Genomic DNA, 21,143 nt, shown 5'->3' with positions numbered 1-21,143 from the left:
CCCTGGATACCCGTACCGAATCATGCCCGCCTTTGAATACACAGCCCTGAAACCCACCGGACGTCAGGTCCGCGGGGTGCTGGAAGGGGATACCCCCCGCCAGGTCCGCCAGCAACTGCGGGAGAGCGGTCTGACCCCGCTGTCGGTGGAGGCGGTGCAGTTGCGGGAACGCCGGCGGCAACGGTTGCCGGGCCTGTCTCGGGGCATCAGTGCCATGGATCTGGCCCTGCTCACCCGTCAGCTGGCCACCCTGGTGCGTTCGGGGCTGCCCCTGGAGGAGGCCCTGGGCACGGTGGCCCGCCAGAGTGAGAAGGCCCGCATTCGCAGCATGCTCATGGCCGTGCGCACCCGGGTGATGGAAGGCCATTCCCTGGCCCGCGGCCTGGGGGATTTCCCCCATGTCTTTCCCGATATCTATCGCACCACGGTCGCCGCCGGGGAGCAGTCCGGGCACCTGGATGTGGTATTGGAGCGTCTGGCCGACTACACGGAAAATCGTCAGCAGATGCGCCAGAAGATACAGCTGGCCCTATTCTATCCGGCCATCCTCACCACCATGGCGGTGCTGGTGACCGTGGCCCTGCTCACCTACGTGGTCCCCGAGGTGGTCCAGGTGTTCAGCGGCATCGGTCAGGAATTGCCCTGGCTCACCCGCACCCTGATCGCGGTGAGTGATGCCCTGCGGGATTATGGTCTGATCCTGCTGGCGGCACTGGTGGCGGCCGGTCTGCTGTTTCGGTATCTGCTGCGCCGGCCCGGTCCGCTACGGGCCTGGCACCGCCTGTTGCTGCGCCTGCCTCTGGTGGGGCGCCTCACCAGGGGCATGAATACCGCCCGCTTCGCCCGCACCCTGTCCATTCTTTCGGCCAGCGGCGTGGCGGTGCTGGAATCCCTGCGCATCGCCGCCGAGGTGATCTCCAATCGGCCCATGCGCGAAGCCGTACAGGCGGTGGCCCAGCGGGTGCGGGAGGGCTCCGGCATCGGCGTGGCCCTGGAGCGGTCCGGCTATTTCCCGCCCATGACCGTCCACCTGATCCGTAGCGGCGAGGCCGGCGGCTCCCTGGACGAGATGCTGGAGCGGGCGGCGGTGAACCAGGAGCGGGAACTGGAAACCCGCATCGCCATGATCATGGGCATCCTGGAGCCGGTGCTGATCCTGGTGATGGGGCTGGTGGTGCTGGTCATCGTGCTGGCCATCCTGTTGCCCATTTTCGAACTCAACCAGCTGGTCAATTAGTGGTCATATTCAACAAGGGGATTGCATGCGCATGAACATCCATCCACACAGACAAGGCGGTTTCACCCTCATCGAAGTCATGGTGGTGGTGGTGATCCTGGGGATCCTGGCGGCCATCGTCGTGCCCCGGATCATGGATCGTCCCGACGAGGCCCGTATCACCAAGGTGCAGAACGACATTCGCGCCCTGGAGAGTGCCCTCAACCTCTACCGTCTGGACAATTTCGTCTACCCCAGCACGGATCAGGGCCTGCAGGCTCTGGTGCAGCGGCCCTCGGGCCAGCCGGAACCGCGCAACTGGCGCCAGGGCGGGTATATCGACCGCCTGCCCATGGACCCCTGGGGCAACCCTTACCAGTATCTGCATCCAGGTACCCGGGGCGATTTCGATCTCTACAGCTTCGGCGCCGACGGCCGTCCGGGCGGTGAAGGCATCAACGCAGAGATCGGCAACTGGGGTCAGTGATCCGGATGTCCCCGTCCGGCCCCGACCATTCCTGTCGCGGCTTCACCCTGCTGGAGGTGGTGGTGGTGCTGTTCATCGTCGGCATCATGGTCACCTTTGCGGTGATCGCGGTGGGCGACGGCGGCCGCGATCGTCACATCGAACAGGAAATGCGCCGCTTTGTCGCCCTGGTCGACCTGGCCCGGGACGAGGGCATCCTCACCGCCGAGGAGACCGCCCTGAGCGTGGGTCGGCACGGGTACGGCTTTCTGCGCGAATATCAGGTGGATGCCCGCAGCTACGAGTGGCTCCCGGTGCCGGGGGATCGACCGTTGCAATGGCGCGAGCTCGGGGGGCTGGGCATCGAGCTGGCCCTGTCTCTGGAGGGGCAGCCGGTGAGCCTGGAGCGGGAGCCGGCCAATCCGGCGCCCCATGTATACCTGGGCATCAGCGGCGAGATCACCCCCTTTGAACTGCAGTGGCTGACCGATCAGGCCCGCACACCCCGCTTCGTCATTCGAGGTCATCCCGGGGGGCGGATCGAGATACTGGAACCGGCGGACCCTCACGGCAGGGAATTGCGGCCATGGCGCTGAGGCCGCAACAGGGTTTCACCCTGCTGGAGGTGCTGGTGGCGGTCACCATCCTGGCGGTGGCCCTGGGCGCGGTGATCAAGCTGGGCAGTGACAACGCCCGCATCGCCGCCGAACTGCGTGACCGCACCTATGCCCACTGGGTGGCCTCCAACGTCATGGACCGCTATCGGGCCGGGCTGGATGCCCCGGCCGAGGCCGTGGTGCGGGGGAGCAGCATGATGGCGGAACGGGAATGGTTCTGGGAGGCGCGTCTGGATCCGGCCATGCTGGATGTGGGCGGTTTTGAACTGGGACCCGTGCCCCGGATCGAGATCAGCGTCCGTGACCGGGATGATCCGGACACCTCCCCCCTGGCCCGGTTGGTGGGGTACCTGAATTGGCAATGAGCCTCCGTCGCCCCCCTTCTGCACGCTACGGACGCGGTTTCACCCTGCTGGAGCTGATCGTCTCCCTGGCCGTGTTTGCCCTGGTCTCGGTGATGGCCTACGGCGGCCTGCGGGCGGTACTGGAGGCGCGGGCCCTGACGGATGAGTCCGCCGCCCGTCTGGCGGAGGTGCAGATGGCCATGACCCTGCTGGGGCGGGATCTGGAGCAGGTGGCCCGTCGCCCGGCCCGGGACGGCCTGGGAGAGTTCCAGCCGCCGATCCGTCATGACGGCCTCCGGGTGCCGCCGCGGCTGGAGGTGATCCGCGCCGGGGTGCGGGGCGGTGCCGGTCGCAGCAGCCTGCAGCGGGTGGCCTGGGAGATGGATGAGGGCAGTTTGTATCGGCTTTACTGGTCCGCATTGGACGGGGGCGGGGAGACTCCCGTCGGCCGCATGCCCGTGATCCTGCGCCGGGAGGGGTTCGGGTTGCGGGACTGGGAGCTGCGCTTCCATCATCGGGACGGGATCGAGGGCCTGACCACATCGGCCTTCTGGCCGCCCCTGGGGGGGGATTCACAGGACATGGCCCTGCCGTTGGCGGTGGAGATCATCCTGGACCTGGAAGGGATCGGCCGGGTATCGCGGCTGTTTCCCGTGACCCATTCATGACCCGCCGGTGACCGCCGCCATGTATCGCCGTCAACGGGGCGTCGCCCTGATCACCGCACTGCTGGTGGTGGCCCTGGCCACCATCGCCGCCGTCTCCATGGCCACCCGGCAGCATCTGGATATCCGCCGGACCACCAATGTCTTCACCCATGACCAGGCCTATCAGCTCTCCCTGGGGGCGGAAGCCTATGCCCTGCGCCTGCTGGGGGAGCGCGACGAGGATGATGAACTGCCCTGGGAGGGGTGTGTGTCTCCGGCGATTCCCGTCTATCTGGAAGGGGCGGAGCTGGTCGTCCTGCTGGAAGACCTGCATTGCCGCTTCAATCTCAATGCCCTGGCCCGGGAAGACGAGGAACTGCGGCAGGGATTTGTCCGGCTGTTGGAGGAGATTGCCCGGGAAACCCCGGACCTGCGCCTGGATCCCGAACGCCTGCTGGTCCATCTCACCGACTGGCTCGATCCGGAGACCGATGACCCCGCCTATCGGGCCCTGGACCCGCCCTACCTGAGCGGGAACCGGTCCATGCTCAGCCCCAGCGAACTGCGGCTGGTGCTGGGGGTGACGACACCGGTCTGGTGGGCCGTGGCCCCCTATGTGACCGCCCTGCCGGAGACCACCTCCATCATGAATCTGCACGAGGCCCCGGAAATCCTGCAGCGGGCCTTCGGCACCGCCGAGGACACGACGGTGGAGTCCCGGTACTTCCGTCTGGCGGTTCGCACGGAGCTGGCCGGGCGGCGTTTCCTGCTCTGCAGTGTGCTGGATACCCGGGAACAGCGGGTGGTGTTGCGGGAGCAGACCGCCTGCGGGCCCTGAAGCCCCCTGCAGATCCTGATGAAATTTGCCATGATGATGCCTTCTTGCCCGATCACCGGAGACGATCCGTGAACCCCAGCCAGGTCTTTTTGAGACCCACCGATGCCGGCAATCCCGGGGCGCCCTGGGAAGCCCTGCTGCAGATGACGGACGGCACCGTGCAGGCCCTGTCCCCGGCGGGGCTGGAGGTGCTGGCGGGGCAGCTCCCGGCCGGTCGTCTGATCATGCTGGTTCCCGGATCGCGGGTCCTGCTCACCCGCGTGGAAATGCCCACTCGCAACAGCCGGGCGATGATGAAGGCGTTGCCCTATGCCCTGGAGGACCAGCTGGCGGACGATGTGGAAAGCCTGCATTTCGTCCCCGGCGCCCGGGACCCGGATGGACGCCTGCGGGTGGCCGTGGTGTCCGTGGAGGACATGCGGGCCTGGCGGGAAGCCTTGCGCGGGCAGGGGCTGGAACCTCGGCTGATGGTGCCCGAGACCGCCGTCCTGCCCACGGCGCCGGATGCCTGGACGATCTGGCTGGAAGGAAGCCTGGCCTGGCTGGCCACGGCCGAGGGCGACGGCATGGCCATGGAGCGGGACAACGCTGCCTTCCTGCTGCAACTGCACTGGGATGAAACCCCGCCGGAGCGGCGTCCCGAGCGCCTGGAGATCCGCCGTCATGGATCGGCACTGCCCGAGGATCAGGCCCTGGAACGCCTGGAGCCGGCGCTCGGGATACCGGTCGCACGCCCTGTTGCCGCCGCGGGTCTGGCGGCCGCCATTGTCGAAGCCTGGCCGAAATCGGCACCCTTCAATCTGGCCAGTGGTGCCTTCAGTCCCCGCGACGGCCTGGGCCGGTGGTGGCGCCCCTGGCGTCCGGCGGCGGCCCTGTTGCTGGCGCTGGTCGTGGTCCAGTTCATTGCCCTGGGGTGGGAATTGCACACCCTGCAGGCGGAGCGGGACCGGCTGGAGCGGGAGATCACTCAGGTTTTTGAGCGGACTTTCCCCGGCAGCCGCGTGGTGGACCCCCGGCGCCAGATGCAGAGCGCCCTCAACAGCCTGCACCAGGGCCAGGGCGGCGGCCCGACAGCCTCCGGCCTGGAGGCCCTGCTGACGGTGGCCGGCCCGGCCCTGGCCGCCGAGCAGGGGCTGATGATCCAGAGTCTGCGCTACCAGCCGGGTCGACTGGATCTGGACCTGCATCTGGCCGACCTCCAGAGTCTGGACCGCCTGCGACGGCAACTGGAGTCGAATCCCGGCTGGAGCGTGGAGATCCAGTCCGCCAGCACCCGGGAAGACCGGGTGGACAGCCGCATCCTGATCCGGAGCAACGAGTCATGATCCCGTGGTGGCAAACACTCTCATCCCGCGACCGGCGGATCCTGACCCTGGGAGGTCTGTGCCTGGCGCTGATCCTGCCCTATGGCCTGATCTGGCTACCTCTCAATGACCGGGTGGAGGCCACGGCGCGAACGGTGGAGCGACTGCAGGGGGATCTGGGCTGGATGGAGGCGGCCTCGGCGCAGGTGCGGGCCGCCAGGGGGCAGTCCGGTCCCGCGCCCGCGGCCCAGGGCACCCAGTCCCTGCTGGGGCTGGTGGATGCCACGGCCAGGCAGGCGAACCTGGCCTCCAGTCTGCGGCGGGTCCAGCCGGAGGGGACGGGGACGGTCCGTGTGTGGATGGAGAATGTCGCCTTCGATGACCTGTTACGCTGGCTGGACGGGCTGGGGCAGCAGTACGGGATTCAGGTCAGCGGTCTGGTCGTGGACCGCCAGCCGGCCGCCGGCCGGGTCAATGCACGACTGGTGCTGGAGGGGCAGGGGGCGTGAAGTCGGGTCTGAAGTCGTGGCATTACCTGGTACTGGGGGGAATCGCCTATCTGATCTTCCTGCTGGTGACCCTGCCGGCATCCTTCGCCTGGCAACTGGCCCGTGACCGGGGACTGGTGCCTGACGGGGTGGAGCCGGCGGGGATGTCCGGCACCCTCTGGCAGGGGCAGGCGCGACAGGTCCGGCTGGATGAACTGATGCTGTCGGATCTGCAATGGCGGGTACGTCCCCTGGCGGGGCTGCGCGGGGAGTTGCGGGTGGATGTCACCCTGCGGCCGGCGGGCGGGACGGCCGCCGGCCGCCTGGGTCTTCACCCTTCGGGCCTGCGCCTGCGGGATCTGCGGGCCGACCTGCCGGCGGCGGCACTGGCCGAGGCCTATCTGACCCTGCCGGTGATCGTGCAGGGGCGGGTCCTGGCGGACATCCCCAGCCTGCGGCTTGACCGGCAGGGGCGTTTCAGTCAGGTGGAGGGCGTGGTGGGCTGGCTCAATGCCGCCTCGGGACTGCCCGAACCCCTCCCCCTGGGGGATCTGCGGGCCACCCTGACCGCCACCGAGGCGGGTCATCTGGAGGCCGTCATCCGCGATCAGGGCGGGCCGTTGTTCGCGGAAGGCACGGCGGGACTGGCCCCGGACGGGGCCTACCAGCTGCGTCTGCGCCTGGGGACGCGGGAAGGCGCCCGTCGGGAGCTGTCCCAGGCCCTGGGCTTCATGGGGCGGCCGGACGCGGAAGGCAGGGTTCCCCTGAACCTGTCCGGACGCTTCTGAGCCGCCGTCGCGGCAACGATTATCCGAAGTGGCAGATGTAGTGGAAGGGCTCGCCGTCCACTTCGATATCGAAGCTGGCGTCGCCGGGCACCGGGAATGACTCTCCGGCAGCGATGCTGCGCCATGCATCCTCTCCCGGCAGGCGGACCCGGCAAGCACCGGCCACGCATTCCATGATCTCCGGCGCCCCGGTGTTGAAGGTCAGGCGGGCGGGCAGGATCACCCCCACCGACTTGCGGGTGCCGTCCGCCAGGGTGAAGCCGTGGCTGACGCACTTGCCGTCAAAGTACACATTGGCCTGGGTGTTCAGGGTGACGTTGTCGAACTGTTGGGTGATGCTCATGGAAAGTGCTCCGAAAAAGGTCAGGTCTTGCGATCCCGCGGCCGGTGGGCCGGGTCGATCCATGGGTCCTGGGACTCCATGGAGGTCATGCCGTCCCGCTCCGCTTCCACCTGGGAGATGCTCATGCCGGGGGCCTTGGCCCGGACATAGAAGCTGGCCAGCATCATCAGGATGTTGATGACGCCCACCAGGACGAAGGGGGCGCGGGGATCGATGTGGTCGAACAGGCGGCCGCCGATCATCATGATCAGCAGGATGCCCAGGGCGCCGCTGATGTTGAACATGGCCAGTACCGAGCCGCGGGTGGCCTTGGGGGCTTCCTGGCCGATCAGGGACTGCCCGCCCAGGAACACGCTCATCTGGCCGATGCCCAGCAGCACGAAGAAGATCCAGGTGGTGCCGCCGCCCAGGGGATTGTCCATGAAGATCACCGCCAAGTTGCCCAGGGCCGCCAGGCCCATGCAGACGCCGAGGGCGGTGACCCGGTTCAGGCGATCCACCAGCGGCCCCAGCAGCGGCGCCGAGAGCAGGGCCGCCACCTGGGTGATGACGAAGATGAGGGTGGCCTGCTTGATGGCCTCGGGCGAACTCATGCCCATGCCGATGCCCACCGTGGTGCCCCAGAGCACGACGAAGGCGGCATTGATGGACTGGTCGCCCCGGGCGATGAAGGCCGCGCCGTAGGCCAGCAGGATGCGCGGGTTGCGGGCCTCGGTCACCCCGGTGACCAGCAGCTTGCGCACCGGCGGGCGGGCCTCCCGGGTGGGTGGCACCCCGCCCTTGAGACCGAAGCCGATGATGATGGCGGAGACCACCGCCAGCCCCGCCACCAGCAGATGGGTGTAGAGCCCGGCATCGGTGCCGCTGACCCCGCGGGCGGTGAACACCTCCGGCAGCACCCCGAACATCTGGCCGATCATGACGATCCCCAGGCCGTTGAGCATGCCGATGATGGCCACCAGCTTGCCCCGGGAACGCTCCGCCGGGTAATCCGCCAGCACCGTGGACAGGGCGCCGGCAATGGCGACGATGCCCATGGCATAGATGGCCCGATACAGGAACAGGTCATCGCTGGAGCCCGCCAGCGGATAGAGCACATAGGTGGCCGCCAGCAGCATGAAGCCGGCAATGAAGATGGGCCTTCGGCCGATGCGATCGATGAGGATCCCCGCCGGTATGAACAGCAGCAGGGCCACCACCTCGGTCCAGAACACCAGATCCCCGGTGAGGGTGCCCTGCTGGTCCAGGGGGATGTTCAGGTGCTCGTTGAGGATGTAGGTCTGGCCGATGGTGATGAACACCAGCAGACCGATGGAGACGAAGCCACCGTAGAAGAAGGTCCAGCCGTGGAGGGGCAGGATGCCCGGTGCCAGATAGATGGGACCGATCCGGTGGGTTTTCACCGCGGAAGGTGGGTTGCTGGTCTGGGTCATGGGTTGGTTGGAATCTCAGGTTCTGCCGAGAAGCCGCATCACGCGGTCCAGCGCCCCGTCCACGGCGCCGCTGAAGCGCTTGCCCAGGGGCTGCTTGCGGCGGTAGGTGACCTCGTACAGGTCGAACTCCCTGGACAGGCGCATGAGTTCATCGTCGCTGGTACTCAGGGCGTCCACCAGATTCAGGGGCAGGGCCTGCTCCCCGTACCAGTGCTCCCCGGTGGCCACTGTTTCCAGGTGCAGCTGGGGCCGGTAACGGCCCAGGAATGCCTTGAACAGGGCATGGGCCTCGTCCAGCTCCTGCTGGAACTTGGCCCGTCCCTCCGGGGTGTTCTGACCCAGGACGGTGAGGGTGCGCTTGTATTCGCCGGCGGTGAGCAGTTCCACGTCCACCTCCCGGCGCTTGAGCCAGCGGTGCAGGTTGGGTAGCTGGGCCACCACGCCGATGGAGCCGACGATGGCGAAGGGCGCGGCGACGATGCGGTGGGCCACCGCCGCCATCAGATAGCCGCCGCTGGCGGCCACCCGGTCCACGGTGACGGTGAGATGCAGTCCCGCGTCCCGCAGCCGGACCAGCTGGGAGGCCGCCAGGCCGTAGTGGGGCACCATGCCGCCGCCGCTCTCCAGGCAGACCACCACCTGGTCCAGGTCCTTGCGGGCCTGGGTCAGGATGGCGGACACCTCTTCCCGCAGGTTTTCCACCCGGGAGGCGCGAATGTCGCCGTGAAAGCGCAGCACGAAGATGCGGCTGCGATCCGGGTCCGGCGGCGGGGAGGGCTTCTTGTCATCCTGTTTCCGGCCCAGTCGCCGCAGGCGCTGACCCAGGCTGCGGGGCGTCTTGAGATGCTCGCCCAGGGTCTTTTCCATGTCCCGGTAGCGCTGGTTGAGATGCCGGACGTTCAGGTGTTCCTGGCCCCGTTCCCGGGATCCGCCGGCGGCGGCGGTGATGCTGCCCAGCAGGATCAGGGCGGCCACCACGAAGGTGACCGCTTTGGCCAGGAACAGGCCGTACTCGTACAGGAATTCCATCGGTGCTCAGTCCCGATCAGGCTTCGCCCGTGGTGCCCAGGGTCTTTTCCACGAAGGCATCATACTTCTGCGTGAACTCGTCGGGCAGTTCATAGAAGGGCAGGGCGCCGGTCGGCAGTTCTTCCACCTGCCAGTTGGGCAGGCGTTCCACCGCGGCCTTGCCGCGATAATCCACGAAGTCGCCCCGCTCGCCGTGGCACATGAACACCGGCAGGGTCAGGGATTCGTAGACCCGGGTGATGTCCTTGCTGAACAGGTTGCCCGCCAGGAAATGATAGGGCGCATGCTGGGCGCCGGGCTGGCGGGTGGTGGCCACGCTGTACTCCAGCAGGCCCAGGTCGATGCGACGGGAACCCCAGGCCTTGTTGAGGAAGTAGCGGATCACGCTGCGCTTGGTCAGGGCGTTGAACAGGCCCTGGTTCCAGGGACCCCGAGTGAGCAGGGTGTGCAGCCAGGGCATGCCCCGGGTGCTTTCCGGTGGGCCGTCCAGGCGACCGGTACCCCGGAAGCCGGTGGGGCTGACCAGGGCCACGGTACGAAAATCGTCGGCGGATTCGGCGGCGGCCCGGGCCAGGAACTCCGAGCCCAGGGACAGGGCGATGGCATCGATGGGGCCGTCGCCCATCAGCCGGCGGATCTCCTGCACCATGGCATGAACGGCATCGGTCATGAGGCGGGGCGTGTAGGGCCGGTCGCTGCGGTCCGAGCCGCCGAAGCCGGGCAGATCCAGGGCAAAGACGGGCCGCAGGCGGCTGTAGTGGTCATAGAGGGGTTTCATTTCGTAGGCGGAGCCGGCGGCATTCACGCTGTGAATGAGCAGCAGGGGCACGGTGTGCTGTGCCTCGGATCGGGCCGGGCCACCCTGGTAGTAACAGAGCAAGCCCGCCTTGCTGTCCAGGGTGCGTCGCTCGCCGCTCAGGGCCGACGGCAGTGGGGACGGTGGGGCCTGGGTGCCGGTCTTGTCGGCAGCGCCCGTGACGGCCTGGGCAAACTGGATCGAGGGCTGTGACGTGATCGTCCTGGACATGGCGGCAACTCCTGCGGATGCGTTGGCTGACCGAGGGGGGATCCCCTCATCAATGATCTTCTTGAAGCCTGGGAGTATCCATGGGTGCCGGGGGTTTCTCAAGCGACGTCGGCCAAAATCAGGAGAAGGGCTATAATCCTGGCGGCATGATCAACTTTTGATGGTTCATCAATCCCGGGAGGTTTTCTCCATGCATCGTCAAATCCTGACCGCATTGATCATCTTGTCGATACCGGCTCTATTGACACTGGGCACCGCCCAGGCGGACCTGGGGCGCATCGCTCCGCCCGAGGGGGCCTCGGTCTACTTCATCAGCCCGGCCGACGGTGATACGGTCACTTCGCCCTTTACCGTGCGCATGGGGCTCAAGGGGGCCGGCGTGGCGCCCGCCGGTGTGGATCGTCCCGATACCGGTCATCACCATCTGCTGGTCAACAAGGATCTGGACGCGGTGAATCTGGACATGCCGCTGCCGTTCACCGACCACACCCTGCATTTCGGCGGCGGGCAGACCGAGGCCGAGGTGAGTCTGCCGCCGGGCCGGCATACCCTGCAGTTGCTGTTCATGGATTATCGCCATGCCAGCTTTGATCCGCCGGTGGTGTCCGAGCAGATCACGGTGACCGTGGAATAGGCGTAAGCCCGGATGGTTCTGCCGGATGGTTCTGATAGTATAACCGTCACAAAGGCGCGGCTCCCCGATAGGGGAACATCACAATAACAGTGCCGCGCCGGACGGCTTCAACACCACCAAGGGAACACCATCCATGTATATCGGTACCACGCTGACCAATTTCATCATCGAGACCCAGCGCCAGTTCGAGGGGGCCACCGGCGAGTTCACCGGCCTTCTGAACGACATCGCGGTGGCCTGCAAGAAGATCTCCGATCTCGTCAACAAGGGGGATCTGGTGGGGGTGCTGGGCACCGCCGGGTCCGAGAACGTCCAGGGGGAGCAGCAGAAGAAGCTGGACATCATCTCCAACGAGATCTTCATCGAGGCCCTGGCCCACAACGGCCATGTGGCCGGCCTGGCCTCGGAGGAGATGGATGATGTCCATCACCTGCCGGAGAGCGCCCCCAGGGGCAAGTACCTGGTGCTGTTCGATCCCCTGGACGGTTCCTCCAATATCGACGTCAATGTCTCGGTGGGGACCATCTTCTCCATCCTCAAGGCCCCGCCGGGGGTGAAGAATCCTTCCAAGGAGGACTTCCTCAAGCCCGGCACCGAGCAGGTGGCCGCCGGTTACTGTCTCTACGGCCCTTCCACCATGATGGTGCTGACCACGGGGCGGGGTACCAACATGTTCACCCTGGACCGGGATTTCGGTGAATTCCTGCTCACCCATTCCAACGTGCAGATCCCGGCGGATACTCAGGAATTTGCCATCAACACCTCCAACATGCGGTTCTGGGAGGCGCCGGTGAAGCGCTACATCAGCGAGTGCCTGGAAGGCAAGGACGGTCCCCGCGGCAAGGACTTCAACATGCGCTGGATCGCCTCCATGGTGGCCGAGGTGCATCGCATCCTCACCCGGGGCGGCATCTTCATGTACCCCATGGATACCAAAATTCAGGCCAAGGGCCAGGGCGGCAAGTTGCGCCTGATGTATGAGGCCAATCCCATGGGCTTCATCATCGAGCAGGCCGGAGGCGCCGCCACCACGGGACGGGAGCGCATCATGTCCCTGAACCCCGAGGACATCCACCAGCGGGTGCCGGTGGTGCTGGGGTCGCGCCACGAGGTGGAGCGGGTGACCGCCTATCACCACGAATGATGTCACCGGGACCCGGCTTTTGCCGGGTCCCGCCGTTTTGGGGAACATCCACCGTAGCGGCCCCGAGCGGGCCAGGAGGTTGCCATGAACCCTGTTCGATCGTTCACGCTCATCCCGGTGTTGCTGCTGGTCGCGCTGTCCGCCTGGAGCGTCGCACCGGCCCAGGAAGCCCGTCTGGAGCCGGGCATGGTCAACCCGGGCTGGGTTGAACCGCCGCCCTGGTTCCATGAGTCCTTTCTGGATATTCGGGAAGACGTTCAGGAGGCCACGGATGCCGGTCGGCGACTCATGCTGTATTTCTATCAGGACGGTTGTCCCTACTGCGAAAAGCTGGTGCGGGACAATTTCGGCCAGCGCGACATCGCCGACTTGACCCGGCGGCATTTCAACGTCATTGCCATCAACATGTGGGGGGATCGGGAAGTCACCGACATGGCCGGGCACGACACCACCGAGAAGGATTTTGCCCGGGATCTGAATGTCCAGTTCACCCCCACCCTGCTGATGTTCAACGAGGAGTTCCAGGTGGTCGGACGGATCAACGGCTATTTCGAGCCCCATCGATTCCGCGCGGCGCTATCCTGGATCGGGGAGCGGCGGGAAAACGACATCAGCTTCCAGGCGTATTTCGAACAACTGTCGCCGGAGCCCGCCACGGGGGTGCTGCATGCCCGCGACGGCTGGCTGCAGCCGCCCCATGACCTGGCCTCGGCCCTGAGAGAGGATGGCCGGCCCCTGCTGGTGTTGTTCGAGCAGGCCCAGTGCTCCGCCTGCGATGAACTGCACCTGGATATCCTGGCCCGCCCCGACAGCGAGGCGCTGCTGGCCCGGTTCCAGGTGGCGCAGATCGATGTCGCCGGCCGTGACAGGGTCATCACCCCCGAGGGCGAGCAGACCAGCGCGGCGGCCTGGGCACGGGACAGCGGTGTGCTCTACACCCCCACGCTGGCTTTCTACACCCCCGAGGACGGCGAGGTGATCCGGGCCGAAGGCTATCTGCGGACCTTCCATGTGCAATCCCTGATGGAATATGTGCTCACCGGCGCCTACCGGGACGAGCCGGAGCTGCAGCGCTACCTGGACCGGCGCGCCCAGTCCCTCTATGAGCAGGGGATCGAGGTGGATCTGATGGACTGATCCCTGTCCGGGCTGCATCGGTCCCCCGCCTTGAGTTACCCTAGCGGGTCATCCAGTCGTCAAGCCGGGAGTCTGCATCTTGGTCAAGGGAACCCTCTTCATCGTGTCCGCACCCTCCGGGGCCGGCAAGACCAGCTTGGTGGCTGCCTTGCTGGAGGCCCGTCCGGATCTGGTGGTGTCCGTCTCCCACACCACCCGTCCGCCCCGGCAGGGGGAGGTGGACGGTACCCACTATCACTTCGTCAATGCGGAGCAGTTCCTGGGCATGATCGAGGACAAGGCCTTTCTGGAGCATGCCCGGGTCTTTGACCATTATTACGGCACGTCCCGGGCCGCGGTGGAGGCGGAACTGGATCAGGGCCGGGACGTGATCCTGGAGATCGACTGGCAGGGCGCCCAGCAGGTCCGTCAGCTGATGCCCGACTGCCAGTCCATTTTCATCATTCCGCCCTCCCGGGACACCCTGCGTGCCCGACTCCAGGCCCGGGGCAAGGACAGCGCCGCCGTGATCGAACGGCGCATGCAGGACGCGGTCAAAGAAATGACTCACTATGTGGAATACGACTACTTGGTGGTCAACGACTGCTTCGAGGATGCCCTGGCGGACCTGAAGGCCATCTTTACCGCCAACCGGCTGCGCATGTGGCCCCAGCACCACAGCAAACGGGCGTTGCTGAGCGAATTGCTGGCATCCCGGTGCCCGAACCCCTAATATTGAACGTTTTCCCGCCGTTTTTTCAGGAGTACTGCCGGCCATGGCACGAGTGACCGTAGAAGACTGTCTCGACAACGTGGAAAACCGTTTCCACCTGGTACTGGTGGCCGCCAAGCGTGCCCGTCAGCTTGCCGGAGGCACCAACCCCCAGGTGGAGTGGGAGAACGACAAGCCCACCGTGGTCGCCCTGCGGGAGATCGCCGCCGGTCTGGTGGGGCCGGAAGTCCTGGACGAAGTGGCCGCCCGTGACCACGCCGCACAGTCCAAGATCAGTGACGAGGAGGTCAACTCGGAGATCTAGCCCCGTCTGCGGATTGCTCCGGGAACCGCAACAGGGCCACTCCGCGTGACAGCCGCCATGGTCGAGAGCGCCCCCACCCCCACGATACCCAGCCCGCAGCCGTTGGATTCCACCCGATTCATGGCCGGCGACCTGTGCGCGTATCTGGAATGCTATCTGGAGCCGGAGCAGATCAAGGAAGTCTATCGGGCCTATCTGTTCGGAGCGGAGGCCCACGAAGGGCAGACCCGTCAGAGCGGCGAGCCCTACATCTTCCATCCCCTGGCCGTGGCCAAGACCATGGCCGAGATGCGGATGGACTACAAGAGCATCATCGCCGCCATCCTCCATGATGTCATGGAGGATACCCACATCAGCAAGGAACGCATCATCGAGGAGTTCGGCGAGGACGTGGCCGAGCTGGTGGACGGTGTTTCCAAGCTCACCCACCTCAAGTTTCGCTCCAAGGCCGAGGCCCAGGCCGAGAATTTCCGCAAGATGATGCTGGCGATCACCCGCGACCTGCGGGTGATCCTGGTGAAGCTGGCCGACCGTCTGCACAACATGCGCACCTTGGGCGCACTGCGGCCGGACAAGAGCCGGCGGGTGGCCCGGGAGACCCTGGATATCTACGCCCCCATCGCCCAGCGCCTGGGCATGAATGCCATTCGTCGGGAACTGGAGCTGCTCGGTTTTGCCGCCCACTATCCCATGCGCCACAAGGTGCTGGATGCCGCGGTCAAGAAATCCCGGGGCCATCGCAAGGAGGTGATGCAGAAGATCGAGACCGCCATCTGCGGTCGCATGGAGGAAGTGGGGATCGAGGCCCGCATCGTCGGCCGGGAAAAGAACCTCTACAGCATCTACCGCAAGATGAAGCAGAAACGTCTGTCCTTCTCGGAGGTCTATGACGTCTTCGCCATCCGCATCATCGTCGCCGACGTGGATACCTGTTACCGGGCCCTGGGGGTGGCGCACAATCTTTACAAGCCGGTACCGGGGCGCTTCAAGGACTACATCGCCATTCCCAAGGCCAACGGTTATCAGAGCCTGCACACGGTGTTGTTCGGGCCTCACGGCATCCCCATCGAGGTGCAGATCCGCACCGAGGAGATGGACCGGGTGGCGGAGACCGGCATCGCCGCCCACTGGCTCTACAAGGCCGGGGACCGGCACTCCGCCACCGCCCAGGACCGGGCTCGGGAGTGGCTCAAGGGGGTGCTGGAGATCCAGCAGGCCGCCGGCAACTCCATGGAGTTCCTGGAAAACGTCAAGGTGGACCTGTTCCCCGAGGAGGTCTACATCTTCACCCCGCAGGGAGACATCATGGAACTGCCCCGGGGCGCCACCGTGGTGGATTTTGCCTACGCCGTACATTCCGACGTGGGCAACACCTGCGTGGCGGCCAAGATCGACCGTCGCCTGGCACCGCTTTCCACCCCGCTGGAGAGTGGTCGCACGGTACAGATCATCACCGCTCCCGGTGCTCGCCCCAATCCCGCCTGGCTGAACTTCGTGGTCACCGGCAAGGCCCGCACGGCCATTCGGCATTACCTCAAGAACCTGCAGCAGGACGAGGCGGTCGGCCTTGGCCGCCGGCTGCTGGAAAAGGCCCTGTCGGTCTATGAACTGTCCCTGGAACAGGTGCCCGAGGAACGCCTGAGGGCGTTGCTCGAAGAATTACAGCTACCGGACGTCAAGGCGTTGCTGGCGGACGTGGGGCTGGGCAATCGCATGGCCGCCTTGGTGGCCCGACGCCTGTCCGTGACGGAGGATGCCGATGCCTCGGCCATGGAAACCACTCCGGCGGGCATGGGGCGGCCCCTGGCCGTGAAGGGCACCGAAGGCATGGTGCTGTCCTTTGCCAAGTGCTGCAATCCCATCCCCGGCGATCCCATCGTCGGGGTCATGAGCACCGGGCGCGGCCTGGTGGTCCACCGGGAACACTGCCGCAACGTGGCCGATTACCGGGACAAGCCGGACAAGTGGATCACGGTGGAGTGGGCGCCGGACGGCAGCCAGGAATATGCCGCCAGCGTGCGTATCCAGACCGCCAACAAGCGGGGCGTGCTGGCCAGTCTGGCGGCGGGGATCGCGGACATGGGCTCCAATATCGAGCACGTTTCCTTCGACGAACGGGATGGTCACGCCACCACCATCACCTTCACCCTGAGCGTCCGTAACCGCAAGCATCTGGCGGACATCATGCGTCGCCTGAGGCGTATTCCCGAGGTCCTGCGCATCGCTCGCGCCAGAGGCTGACGAGCCGGGCGAGATGAGGGCGGGGTTTTCGGGGCCGGGCAGGGTGTCCTGGCCCCGCTGGCTGTCACCCAGCCGTCATTCGCTGCTGACGGCGCCTCGGGCCGCGCCCTTGGAGGCGCCCGCCGGCTTCTTGAAGGTCTTTTTGGCGCGGGGACCGTTCCCGCTGCTTCCTGATCTTGGCTGTCTGGCCCCGCGGGCCTGACGCGGACTGCTGCCGCGTGTTTCGGCGGCTTGCTTCTCACCGCCGGAGACCTGGTTGACGGGCGCCAGGGAGATCTCCAGTTCGATGATCTCGTCCCATTGCTCCTCAGTGCGCTGGTTGTCGGGGATTGCCAGCAGGGTCTGCAGGCGTCGACGGGGTGAAATCGCTTGGGAAGTATCGTTCATGGCTAGGACATCATGGGGTTGGGCGCCTGGGGCGCTGCGGGAAAAGACTGGGACAGGGCATCTGTCATGGTCATGACTCCTGTTCATCGGAGGAAGAGCGGTCCGGGTCAGGCCCGGGCCTTGTCAATGAGTTCCCCGGCAATCTCAAGGATGTCGTCGAAGCTGCGGGCCTGTTCGCCGACCACGACGAAACGGCCGTCGACCACCAGAGTGGGGACGCTGTTGATGCCGAAGCGGGCCTGCAGGCGATCGTTGCGGGCCACCTGGGCACGAATATGGGAGGCATTGAACACCTGGCGGAATGCCTCGGTATCCACGTCCTTGTCCGCCAGCCAGTCCAGAATGGCGGTTTCGGTGAACAGGGGTTCCCGGTCCACGCCGACGGCGTCGAATACCGCCTGATCCAGTTCAGCGGCCAGGCCGGTTTCCTCCAGGGCCAGTGCCAGGCGGGCCAGATTGGCCCAGGCGGCACGGTTGAAGGAGATGGGGATGCGTCGGAACACCACGTCGTCGGGCAGTTCCGCCAGCCAAGGCTTCATCACCCGGGCCAGCTGGCCGCAGAAGGGGCAGCCGTAGGAAAAGAACTTGGCCAGCTCGATCTTGCCTTCGGGGGCTTCCGACTGGGGCCGGGCGATGGCGCGCCAGTCCTGTCCTTCCACCAGTCCCGCCAGGACGTTGGGCGCCAGGGCGACCCCCAGGCCACCGGCAAGCAATTGGTTGAAACGGCGTCGGCTCAGGGACATGGCATCGCTCCAGGGGCTGGTTGGGTGGTACAAGGGTTCATCGTGTCGCCATTCATGATGTGGACGAACGGTGCCCATCGGCTGGGCTGACACCCCGTTATCCCGGACAGGGCCGGGTCCGACTGGGAGATTCTGTTGGGGTGCCGGTGTCACCGGTATGCGGACGTCATGATCCGCCTAACGCCGCCCGGGCGGCAATACAGCATTTCCCGTCCGGGAAGGCGGGGCCGCATCACCGTCGGGTCCGGGACTCGACGGTCTGATGATTCATGGTGCCTTGTCCGTGGTCTTTCAAGGCCTGACCGGCAGTATGGCCTGCTTGACAGACGAAAGGCCGTGCGGGTGATTGTGGATGATTATAAAGGCTTTGCGGAAGATTTGCCCGTTTACCGGGTTCAGCCCTGGCTGATCTGGATCAAGCGTGCGATGAAGAACACGCTCAGCAGCAGCCAGCCGACCGGGTAGGGGAACATCCCCACGTGCCAGGCCGTCAATGTGCCCAGCAGCAGGGCGCCGATGATCAACAGGGGGATGTCCATGGGAAGGTCCTCCGGGCTTGTTATCATTGGAGCGCATCTTGCCGGGCGTTGTTCCCTCCCGGCCGCCGCCGCCCCCTGAAGGATGTCCATTCCCGTGACACTGGAACTGCTTGATCTTGCCCTGATCGTGATCGCCGCCTTTGTGGCCGGCATCATCAACGCCCTGGCGGGAGGGGGGAGTTTTCTCACCCTGCCGGCCCTGGTCTTTACCGGCGTGCCCCCGGTGGCCGCCAACGCCACCGGCACTGCGGCGCTGTTGCCCGGTTATCTGGCCAGCGCCTGGGCCTACCGGGACCTGATCCGGGCGCCCCGGGGAATGACCGTGCTGGGGGTGGTGCTCATCGGTACGGCCGGGGGCGCGGTGGGGGCCTTGCTGCTGCTGGCGACCTCCAACGAGGCCTTCCGGGTGATCGTGCCCTGGCTGTTGCTCTTTGCCACCCTGCTGTTTGCCTTCGGGCCGCGTCTGAACCAGTACCTGGCGCGACGCAGCCACGGCACCGGCGGCTTCTGGGGGCGACTCGGCGTGCTGGGCGTGTGCGGCTACGGCGGCTATTTCAACGGCGGCATGGGCATTGTCATGCTGGCCATGTTCCGCCTGCTGGGGGTCAATGACCTGAACGTGGCCAACGGGCTGAAGAACCTGCTCTCCGCCGTGCTCACCTTGATGGCGGTGGTCATCTATGCCTGGGGCGGCGCCATCTCCTGGCCCGAGATCCCCCCCATGGCCCTGGCGGCGGTCCTGGGTGGCCTGGCCGGTGCCCGCATCGGCCGGGTACTGCCGCCGGCACTCCTGCGCAACGGCATCGTGGTGGTCGGCGCGGTGACCACGGTGCTGTTCTTTTTACATTGATTCGACGTCAAACCGCGGCCTACCACCCGATCGCCCCCGGCAGCCACAGCACGATTCCCGGGAACAGGATCAGCAGCCCCAGGGCCAGCAGCTGGATGATCACGAAGGGGATCGCCCCCCGGTAGATGTCCGCGGTTCGTATCCCCCTGGGCGCCACCCCCTTCATGAAGATCAGCGACCACCCGAAGGGCGGTGTCAGGAACGAGGTCTGCAGGTTCATGGCGATGAGGATGGCAATCCACACCATGGAGAATTCCGGATAGCCGGCCAGGAAGGGCATGAACAGGGGAACGGCGATGTAGGTGATCTGGATCCACTCCAGGAAGAACCCCAGCAGGAAGATCAGCAGCATCATGAACAGCAGGGTGCCGTAGGGGCCGCCGGGCACCCAGTCGAACATGGCCTCCACCAGGAACTCCCCGTCCAGCCCCCGGAACGCCAGGGCGAACACCTGGGAGGCAATCAGCACGAAGAACACCATGGCGGTGATGCGCACCGTGATGATCAGTGCCTCATTGAACACCGGCAGGCTCAGGCGCCGCATCAGCGCCGCCACCACCACCGCGCCCACGGCTCCCACGGCGGCGGCTTCGGTGGGGGCGGCGATGCCGCCGATGATGGCCCCCAGCACCGCCCCCACCAGGGCCAGGGGCGGCAGTACCGAGGTGAAAAGATCCTTCCAGAGCTGGGCCTTGCTCATGGTGGCCCGTTCCGCGGCGTCAATGGCCGGTACGTCCGCCGCGTTGTACCAGGCCAGGAACAGGAGGTAGAGCACGTAGAGTCCGGCCAGCAGCAGGCCCGGCACCAGGGCGGCGGCGAACAGGCTGCCCACGGACAGGTTCATGGTATCCGCCAGCACCAGCAGTACCAGGCTGGGGGGGATGATCTGCCCCAGGGTGCCCGAGGCACAGATGGTGCCGCAGGCCACCGACGGCTTGTAGCCCCGTCGGATCAGGGTGGGCAGGGCCATGAGGGTGAGGGTAACGATGGCCGCCCCGACGATGCCCGTGGCCGCGCCCATGAGCACGCCCACCAGGATCACCGCCAGGGCCATGCCGCCGGGCAGGGCGCCGCTGGCATGGCCGATCACTTCCAGCATGCGTTCCGCCACCCGGGTCTTGTCCAGCATCACCCCCATGAACACGAACAGCGGGATGGCCAGCAGGGTGTAGTTGGTGATGGTGCCGAAGATCCGTGAGGGCAGCAGCTCGAATAGCCAGCCCTCGAACCCGATGAAGCCGAACACGAACCCCACGGCGGCAATGGCGAAGGCCACCGGCATCCCCGTGAGCACCAGGATGAAAAAGGCGCCCACCATCATCAGCGCGATGTACTCAAGGGGCATGGGCAATCCTCCGGCGGGACCCGGGGCGACGGTAATGGAAAAGCAGGCGGCGGCCGATGCTCAGGGTCTGCCGCAGGGCCTCGCTGATAATGAGGGCAAAGCCCAGCAGGATCATGGCCTTGGGCAGGAACAGCCAGGGCATGCCGCCGGCGTTGGGCGAGCCCTCGCCGCGTACATAGGAGATGCTGACGAAGGGCCAGGTGTAGAACAGGACCAGGGCCGCGATGGGGATGGCCACCAGCACCATGGTGATGCCGTTGAGCCACAGCTTGCCCACGCGGCTCAGACGATGGGAAAAGACGTCCACCCGAACGTGTTCATCGGAACGCATGGCATAGGCAATGCCGGTCATCACGCTCAGGGAGAGCAGATACCACTCCAGTTCCTGCAGCCACACGGCGCCGGTGCCGAGGGCGTAGCGGGCGGTCATGTTGCCGAAGATCAGCAGGATCATGGCAGCCATGGCGATGGCCGAGATTCCACCGGCCAGACTGGTGATCCGGTACAGCACATGCTCGAAGCGAAGGAGGAGGCGGGACATGACGATCTCCGATGATCCCGTCAGTG

The 21,143-nt window shown here is 66.1% G+C and carries 25 protein-coding genes; 16 read left to right on the top strand and 9 right to left on the bottom strand.

Annotation, left to right across the window (positions count from 1 at the left end; all coding sequences use genetic code 11):
* Positions 1-22 precede the first annotated feature (22 nt).
* From gspF to LQD11_RS04460, 9 genes are all read left to right on the top strand, one after another.
* Positions 23-1,237, top strand: coding sequence for a type II secretion system inner membrane protein GspF (gspF, locus tag LQD11_RS04500; protein ID WP_238616437.1), 1,215 nt, complete (start codon positions 23-25; stop codon positions 1,235-1,237).
* Between the two features lie 31 nt (positions 1,238-1,268).
* A complete protein-coding gene (gene gspG / locus LQD11_RS04495) occupies positions 1,269-1,703 on the top strand; it encodes a type II secretion system major pseudopilin GspG (RefSeq protein WP_238616436.1) in 435 nt (144 codons plus the stop codon).
* Between the two features lie 5 nt (positions 1,704-1,708).
* On the top strand, positions 1,709-2,278 hold the full coding sequence (gene gspH / locus LQD11_RS04490) for a type II secretion system minor pseudopilin GspH (protein ID WP_238616435.1): 570 nt from the start codon (positions 1,709-1,711) through the stop codon (positions 2,276-2,278).
* Complete coding sequence (gene gspI / locus LQD11_RS04485) at positions 2,269-2,664, top strand: type II secretion system minor pseudopilin GspI (RefSeq protein ID WP_238616434.1); 396 nt, start codon at positions 2,269-2,271, stop codon at positions 2,662-2,664. The genes gspH and gspI overlap by 10 nt, the downstream gene beginning before the upstream one ends.
* Complete coding sequence (gspJ, locus tag LQD11_RS04480) at positions 2,661-3,311, top strand: type II secretion system minor pseudopilin GspJ (RefSeq protein WP_238616433.1); 651 nt, start codon at positions 2,661-2,663, stop codon at positions 3,309-3,311. The genes gspI and gspJ overlap by 4 nt, the downstream gene beginning before the upstream one ends.
* A 19-nt stretch (positions 3,312-3,330) precedes the next feature.
* A complete protein-coding gene (gene gspK / locus LQD11_RS04475) occupies positions 3,331-4,128 on the top strand; it encodes a type II secretion system minor pseudopilin GspK (RefSeq protein ID WP_040405118.1) in 798 nt (265 codons plus the stop codon).
* A 68-nt stretch (positions 4,129-4,196) separates the two neighbouring features.
* Complete coding sequence (gene gspL / locus LQD11_RS04470; RefSeq protein ID WP_238616432.1) at positions 4,197-5,453, top strand: type II secretion system protein GspL; 1,257 nt, start codon at positions 4,197-4,199, stop codon at positions 5,451-5,453.
* Complete coding sequence (gene gspM / locus LQD11_RS04465; RefSeq protein ID WP_008931456.1) at positions 5,450-5,941, top strand: type II secretion system protein GspM; 492 nt, start codon at positions 5,450-5,452, stop codon at positions 5,939-5,941. The genes gspL and gspM overlap by 4 nt, the downstream gene beginning before the upstream one ends.
* The gene (locus LQD11_RS04460) at positions 5,938-6,708 is read left to right on the top strand and encodes a type II secretion system protein N (RefSeq protein ID WP_238616431.1); all 771 of its coding nucleotides are present in this window, start codon (positions 5,938-5,940) and stop codon (positions 6,706-6,708) included. The genes gspM and LQD11_RS04460 overlap by 4 nt, the downstream gene beginning before the upstream one ends.
* A gap of 19 nt (positions 6,709-6,727) precedes the next feature.
* Here LQD11_RS04460 and ppnP read toward each other — a convergent pair whose 3' ends face one another.
* The 4 genes from ppnP to LQD11_RS04440 are packed head-to-tail and all read right to left on the bottom strand — an operon-like array spanning position 6,728 to position 10,540.
* A complete protein-coding gene (gene ppnP, locus LQD11_RS04455) occupies positions 6,728-7,051 on the bottom strand; it encodes a pyrimidine/purine nucleoside phosphorylase (protein ID WP_200173731.1) in 324 nt (107 codons plus the stop codon).
* A 20-nt stretch (positions 7,052-7,071) separates the two neighbouring features.
* Positions 7,072-8,484, bottom strand: coding sequence for an MFS transporter (locus LQD11_RS04450; RefSeq protein WP_238616430.1), 1,413 nt, complete (start codon positions 8,482-8,484; stop codon positions 7,072-7,074).
* A 15-nt stretch (positions 8,485-8,499) separates the two neighbouring features.
* Positions 8,500-9,513 (bottom strand): protease SohB, encoded by a 1,014-nt coding sequence (gene sohB, locus LQD11_RS04445; RefSeq protein ID WP_238616429.1) that lies wholly within the window; start codon positions 9,511-9,513, stop codon positions 8,500-8,502.
* Between the two features lie 16 nt (positions 9,514-9,529).
* Positions 9,530-10,540, bottom strand: a complete 1,011-nt coding sequence (locus tag LQD11_RS04440; protein ID WP_238616428.1) for an alpha/beta fold hydrolase — start codon at positions 10,538-10,540, stop codon at positions 9,530-9,532.
* 190 nt (positions 10,541-10,730) lie between these two features.
* On the opposite strand from LQD11_RS04440, the gene LQD11_RS04435 reads away from it, so the two are divergent.
* The 6 genes from LQD11_RS04435 to spoT all read left to right on the top strand — a co-directional run bounded on the left by LQD11_RS04435 (position 10,731) and on the right by spoT (position 16,712).
* Complete coding sequence (locus LQD11_RS04435; protein WP_338081469.1) at positions 10,731-11,174, top strand: DUF4399 domain-containing protein; 444 nt, start codon at positions 10,731-10,733, stop codon at positions 11,172-11,174.
* A 133-nt stretch (positions 11,175-11,307) separates the two neighbouring features.
* Positions 11,308-12,318, top strand: coding sequence for a class 1 fructose-bisphosphatase (locus tag LQD11_RS04430; RefSeq protein ID WP_008931449.1), 1,011 nt, complete (start codon positions 11,308-11,310; stop codon positions 12,316-12,318).
* 84 nt (positions 12,319-12,402) lie between these two features.
* Positions 12,403-13,455 (top strand): thioredoxin family protein, encoded by a 1,053-nt coding sequence (locus LQD11_RS04425; RefSeq protein ID WP_238616427.1) that lies wholly within the window; start codon positions 12,403-12,405, stop codon positions 13,453-13,455.
* A 79-nt stretch (positions 13,456-13,534) separates the two neighbouring features.
* Positions 13,535-14,167: a guanylate kinase gene (gene gmk, locus LQD11_RS04420; protein ID WP_008931447.1), complete on the top strand. Its 633-nt coding sequence runs from the start codon at positions 13,535-13,537 to the stop codon at positions 14,165-14,167.
* 43 nt (positions 14,168-14,210) lie between these two features.
* Complete coding sequence (gene rpoZ, locus LQD11_RS04415; protein ID WP_238616426.1) at positions 14,211-14,471, top strand: DNA-directed RNA polymerase subunit omega; 261 nt, start codon at positions 14,211-14,213, stop codon at positions 14,469-14,471.
* 57 nt (positions 14,472-14,528) lie between these two features.
* Entirely contained in the window at positions 14,529-16,712 is a 2,184-nt protein-coding gene (gene spoT / locus LQD11_RS04410; protein ID WP_238616425.1) for a bifunctional GTP diphosphokinase/guanosine-3',5'-bis pyrophosphate 3'-pyrophosphohydrolase, read from the top strand.
* A gap of 75 nt (positions 16,713-16,787) precedes the next feature.
* Here the strand turns inward: spoT and LQD11_RS04405 are convergent, their stop codons facing one another.
* The 3 genes from LQD11_RS04405 to LQD11_RS04395 form a co-directional block, all read right to left on the bottom strand.
* Positions 16,788-17,099 carry a hypothetical protein gene (locus LQD11_RS04405; RefSeq protein ID WP_238616424.1) on the bottom strand — a complete coding sequence of 104 codons (312 nt, stop codon included), beginning with the start codon at positions 17,097-17,099 and terminating at the stop codon, positions 16,788-16,790.
* Positions 17,100-17,206: 107 nt separating this feature from the next.
* Positions 17,207-17,842, bottom strand: coding sequence for a thiol:disulfide interchange protein DsbA/DsbL (locus LQD11_RS04400; RefSeq protein ID WP_238616423.1), 636 nt, complete (start codon positions 17,840-17,842; stop codon positions 17,207-17,209).
* Positions 17,843-18,237: 395 nt separating this feature from the next.
* Positions 18,238-18,381 carry a hypothetical protein gene (locus tag LQD11_RS04395; RefSeq protein ID WP_238616422.1) on the bottom strand — a complete coding sequence of 48 codons (144 nt, stop codon included), beginning with the start codon at positions 18,379-18,381 and terminating at the stop codon, positions 18,238-18,240.
* An 82-nt stretch (positions 18,382-18,463) separates the two neighbouring features.
* Here LQD11_RS04395 and LQD11_RS04390 point away from each other — a divergent pair, with 82 nt between their 5' ends.
* Positions 18,464-19,231 (top strand): sulfite exporter TauE/SafE family protein, encoded by a 768-nt coding sequence (locus tag LQD11_RS04390; protein ID WP_008931441.1) that lies wholly within the window; start codon positions 18,464-18,466, stop codon positions 19,229-19,231.
* 19 nt (positions 19,232-19,250) lie between these two features.
* Here LQD11_RS04390 and LQD11_RS04385 read toward each other — a convergent pair whose 3' ends face one another.
* A complete protein-coding gene (locus LQD11_RS04385) occupies positions 19,251-20,576 on the bottom strand; it encodes a TRAP transporter large permease (RefSeq protein WP_008931440.1) in 1,326 nt (441 codons plus the stop codon).
* The gene (locus tag LQD11_RS04380; protein ID WP_008931439.1) at positions 20,566-21,117 is read right to left on the bottom strand and encodes a TRAP transporter small permease subunit; all 552 of its coding nucleotides are present in this window, start codon (positions 21,115-21,117) and stop codon (positions 20,566-20,568) included. The genes LQD11_RS04385 and LQD11_RS04380 overlap by 11 nt, the downstream gene beginning before the upstream one ends.
* Between the last annotated feature and the right edge of the window lie 26 nt (positions 21,118-21,143).

It is taken from the genome of Ectothiorhodospira shaposhnikovii (genome assembly GCF_022227765.1).
GTDB lineage: Bacteria > Pseudomonadota > Gammaproteobacteria > Ectothiorhodospirales > Ectothiorhodospiraceae > Ectothiorhodospira.
The sequence above is the reverse complement of the archived record's forward strand: the minus strand, read 5'-3'. Positions and strand labels throughout refer to the sequence as shown.

Coding starts and splice junctions, on each gene's coding strand:
- LQD11_RS04430 (WP_008931449.1), top strand. CDS start 11,308: ATGTATATCGGTACCACGCTGACCAATTTCATCATCGAGACCCAGCGC.
- gspM (WP_008931456.1), top strand. CDS start 5,450: ATGATCCCGTGGTGGCAAACACTCTCATCCCGCGACCGGCGGATCCTG.
- spoT (WP_238616425.1), top strand. CDS start 14,529: ATGGTCGAGAGCGCCCCCACCCCCACGATACCCAGCCCGCAGCCGTTG.
- LQD11_RS04400 (WP_238616423.1), bottom strand. CDS start 17,842: ATGTCCCTGAGCCGACGCCGTTTCAACCAATTGCTTGCCGGTGGCCTG.
- gspI (WP_238616434.1), top strand. CDS start 2,269: ATGGCGCTGAGGCCGCAACAGGGTTTCACCCTGCTGGAGGTGCTGGTG.
- LQD11_RS04380 (WP_008931439.1), bottom strand. CDS start 21,117: ATGTCCCGCCTCCTCCTTCGCTTCGAGCATGTGCTGTACCGGATCACC.
- LQD11_RS04450 (WP_238616430.1), bottom strand. CDS start 8,484: ATGACCCAGACCAGCAACCCACCTTCCGCGGTGAAAACCCACCGGATC.
- rpoZ (WP_238616426.1), top strand. CDS start 14,211: ATGGCACGAGTGACCGTAGAAGACTGTCTCGACAACGTGGAAAACCGT.
- LQD11_RS04385 (WP_008931440.1), bottom strand. CDS start 20,576: ATGCCCCTTGAGTACATCGCGCTGATGATGGTGGGCGCCTTTTTCATC.
- LQD11_RS04425 (WP_238616427.1), top strand. CDS start 12,403: ATGAACCCTGTTCGATCGTTCACGCTCATCCCGGTGTTGCTGCTGGTC.
- LQD11_RS04390 (WP_008931441.1), top strand. CDS start 18,464: ATGTCCATTCCCGTGACACTGGAACTGCTTGATCTTGCCCTGATCGTG.
- LQD11_RS04440 (WP_238616428.1), bottom strand. CDS start 10,540: ATGTCCAGGACGATCACGTCACAGCCCTCGATCCAGTTTGCCCAGGCC.
- sohB (WP_238616429.1), bottom strand. CDS start 9,513: ATGGAATTCCTGTACGAGTACGGCCTGTTCCTGGCCAAAGCGGTCACC.
- gspK (WP_040405118.1), top strand. CDS start 3,331: ATGTATCGCCGTCAACGGGGCGTCGCCCTGATCACCGCACTGCTGGTG.
- gspH (WP_238616435.1), top strand. CDS start 1,709: ATGTCCCCGTCCGGCCCCGACCATTCCTGTCGCGGCTTCACCCTGCTG.
- gspF (WP_238616437.1), top strand. CDS start 23: ATGCCCGCCTTTGAATACACAGCCCTGAAACCCACCGGACGTCAGGTC.
- LQD11_RS04405 (WP_238616424.1), bottom strand. CDS start 17,099: ATGAACGATACTTCCCAAGCGATTTCACCCCGTCGACGCCTGCAGACC.
- LQD11_RS04395 (WP_238616422.1), bottom strand. CDS start 18,381: ATGGACATCCCCCTGTTGATCATCGGCGCCCTGCTGCTGGGCACATTG.
- gspG (WP_238616436.1), top strand. CDS start 1,269: ATGAACATCCATCCACACAGACAAGGCGGTTTCACCCTCATCGAAGTC.
- gspJ (WP_238616433.1), top strand. CDS start 2,661: ATGAGCCTCCGTCGCCCCCCTTCTGCACGCTACGGACGCGGTTTCACC.
- ppnP (WP_200173731.1), bottom strand. CDS start 7,051: ATGAGCATCACCCAACAGTTCGACAACGTCACCCTGAACACCCAGGCC.
- LQD11_RS04435 (WP_338081469.1), top strand. CDS start 10,731: ATGCATCGTCAAATCCTGACCGCATTGATCATCTTGTCGATACCGGCT.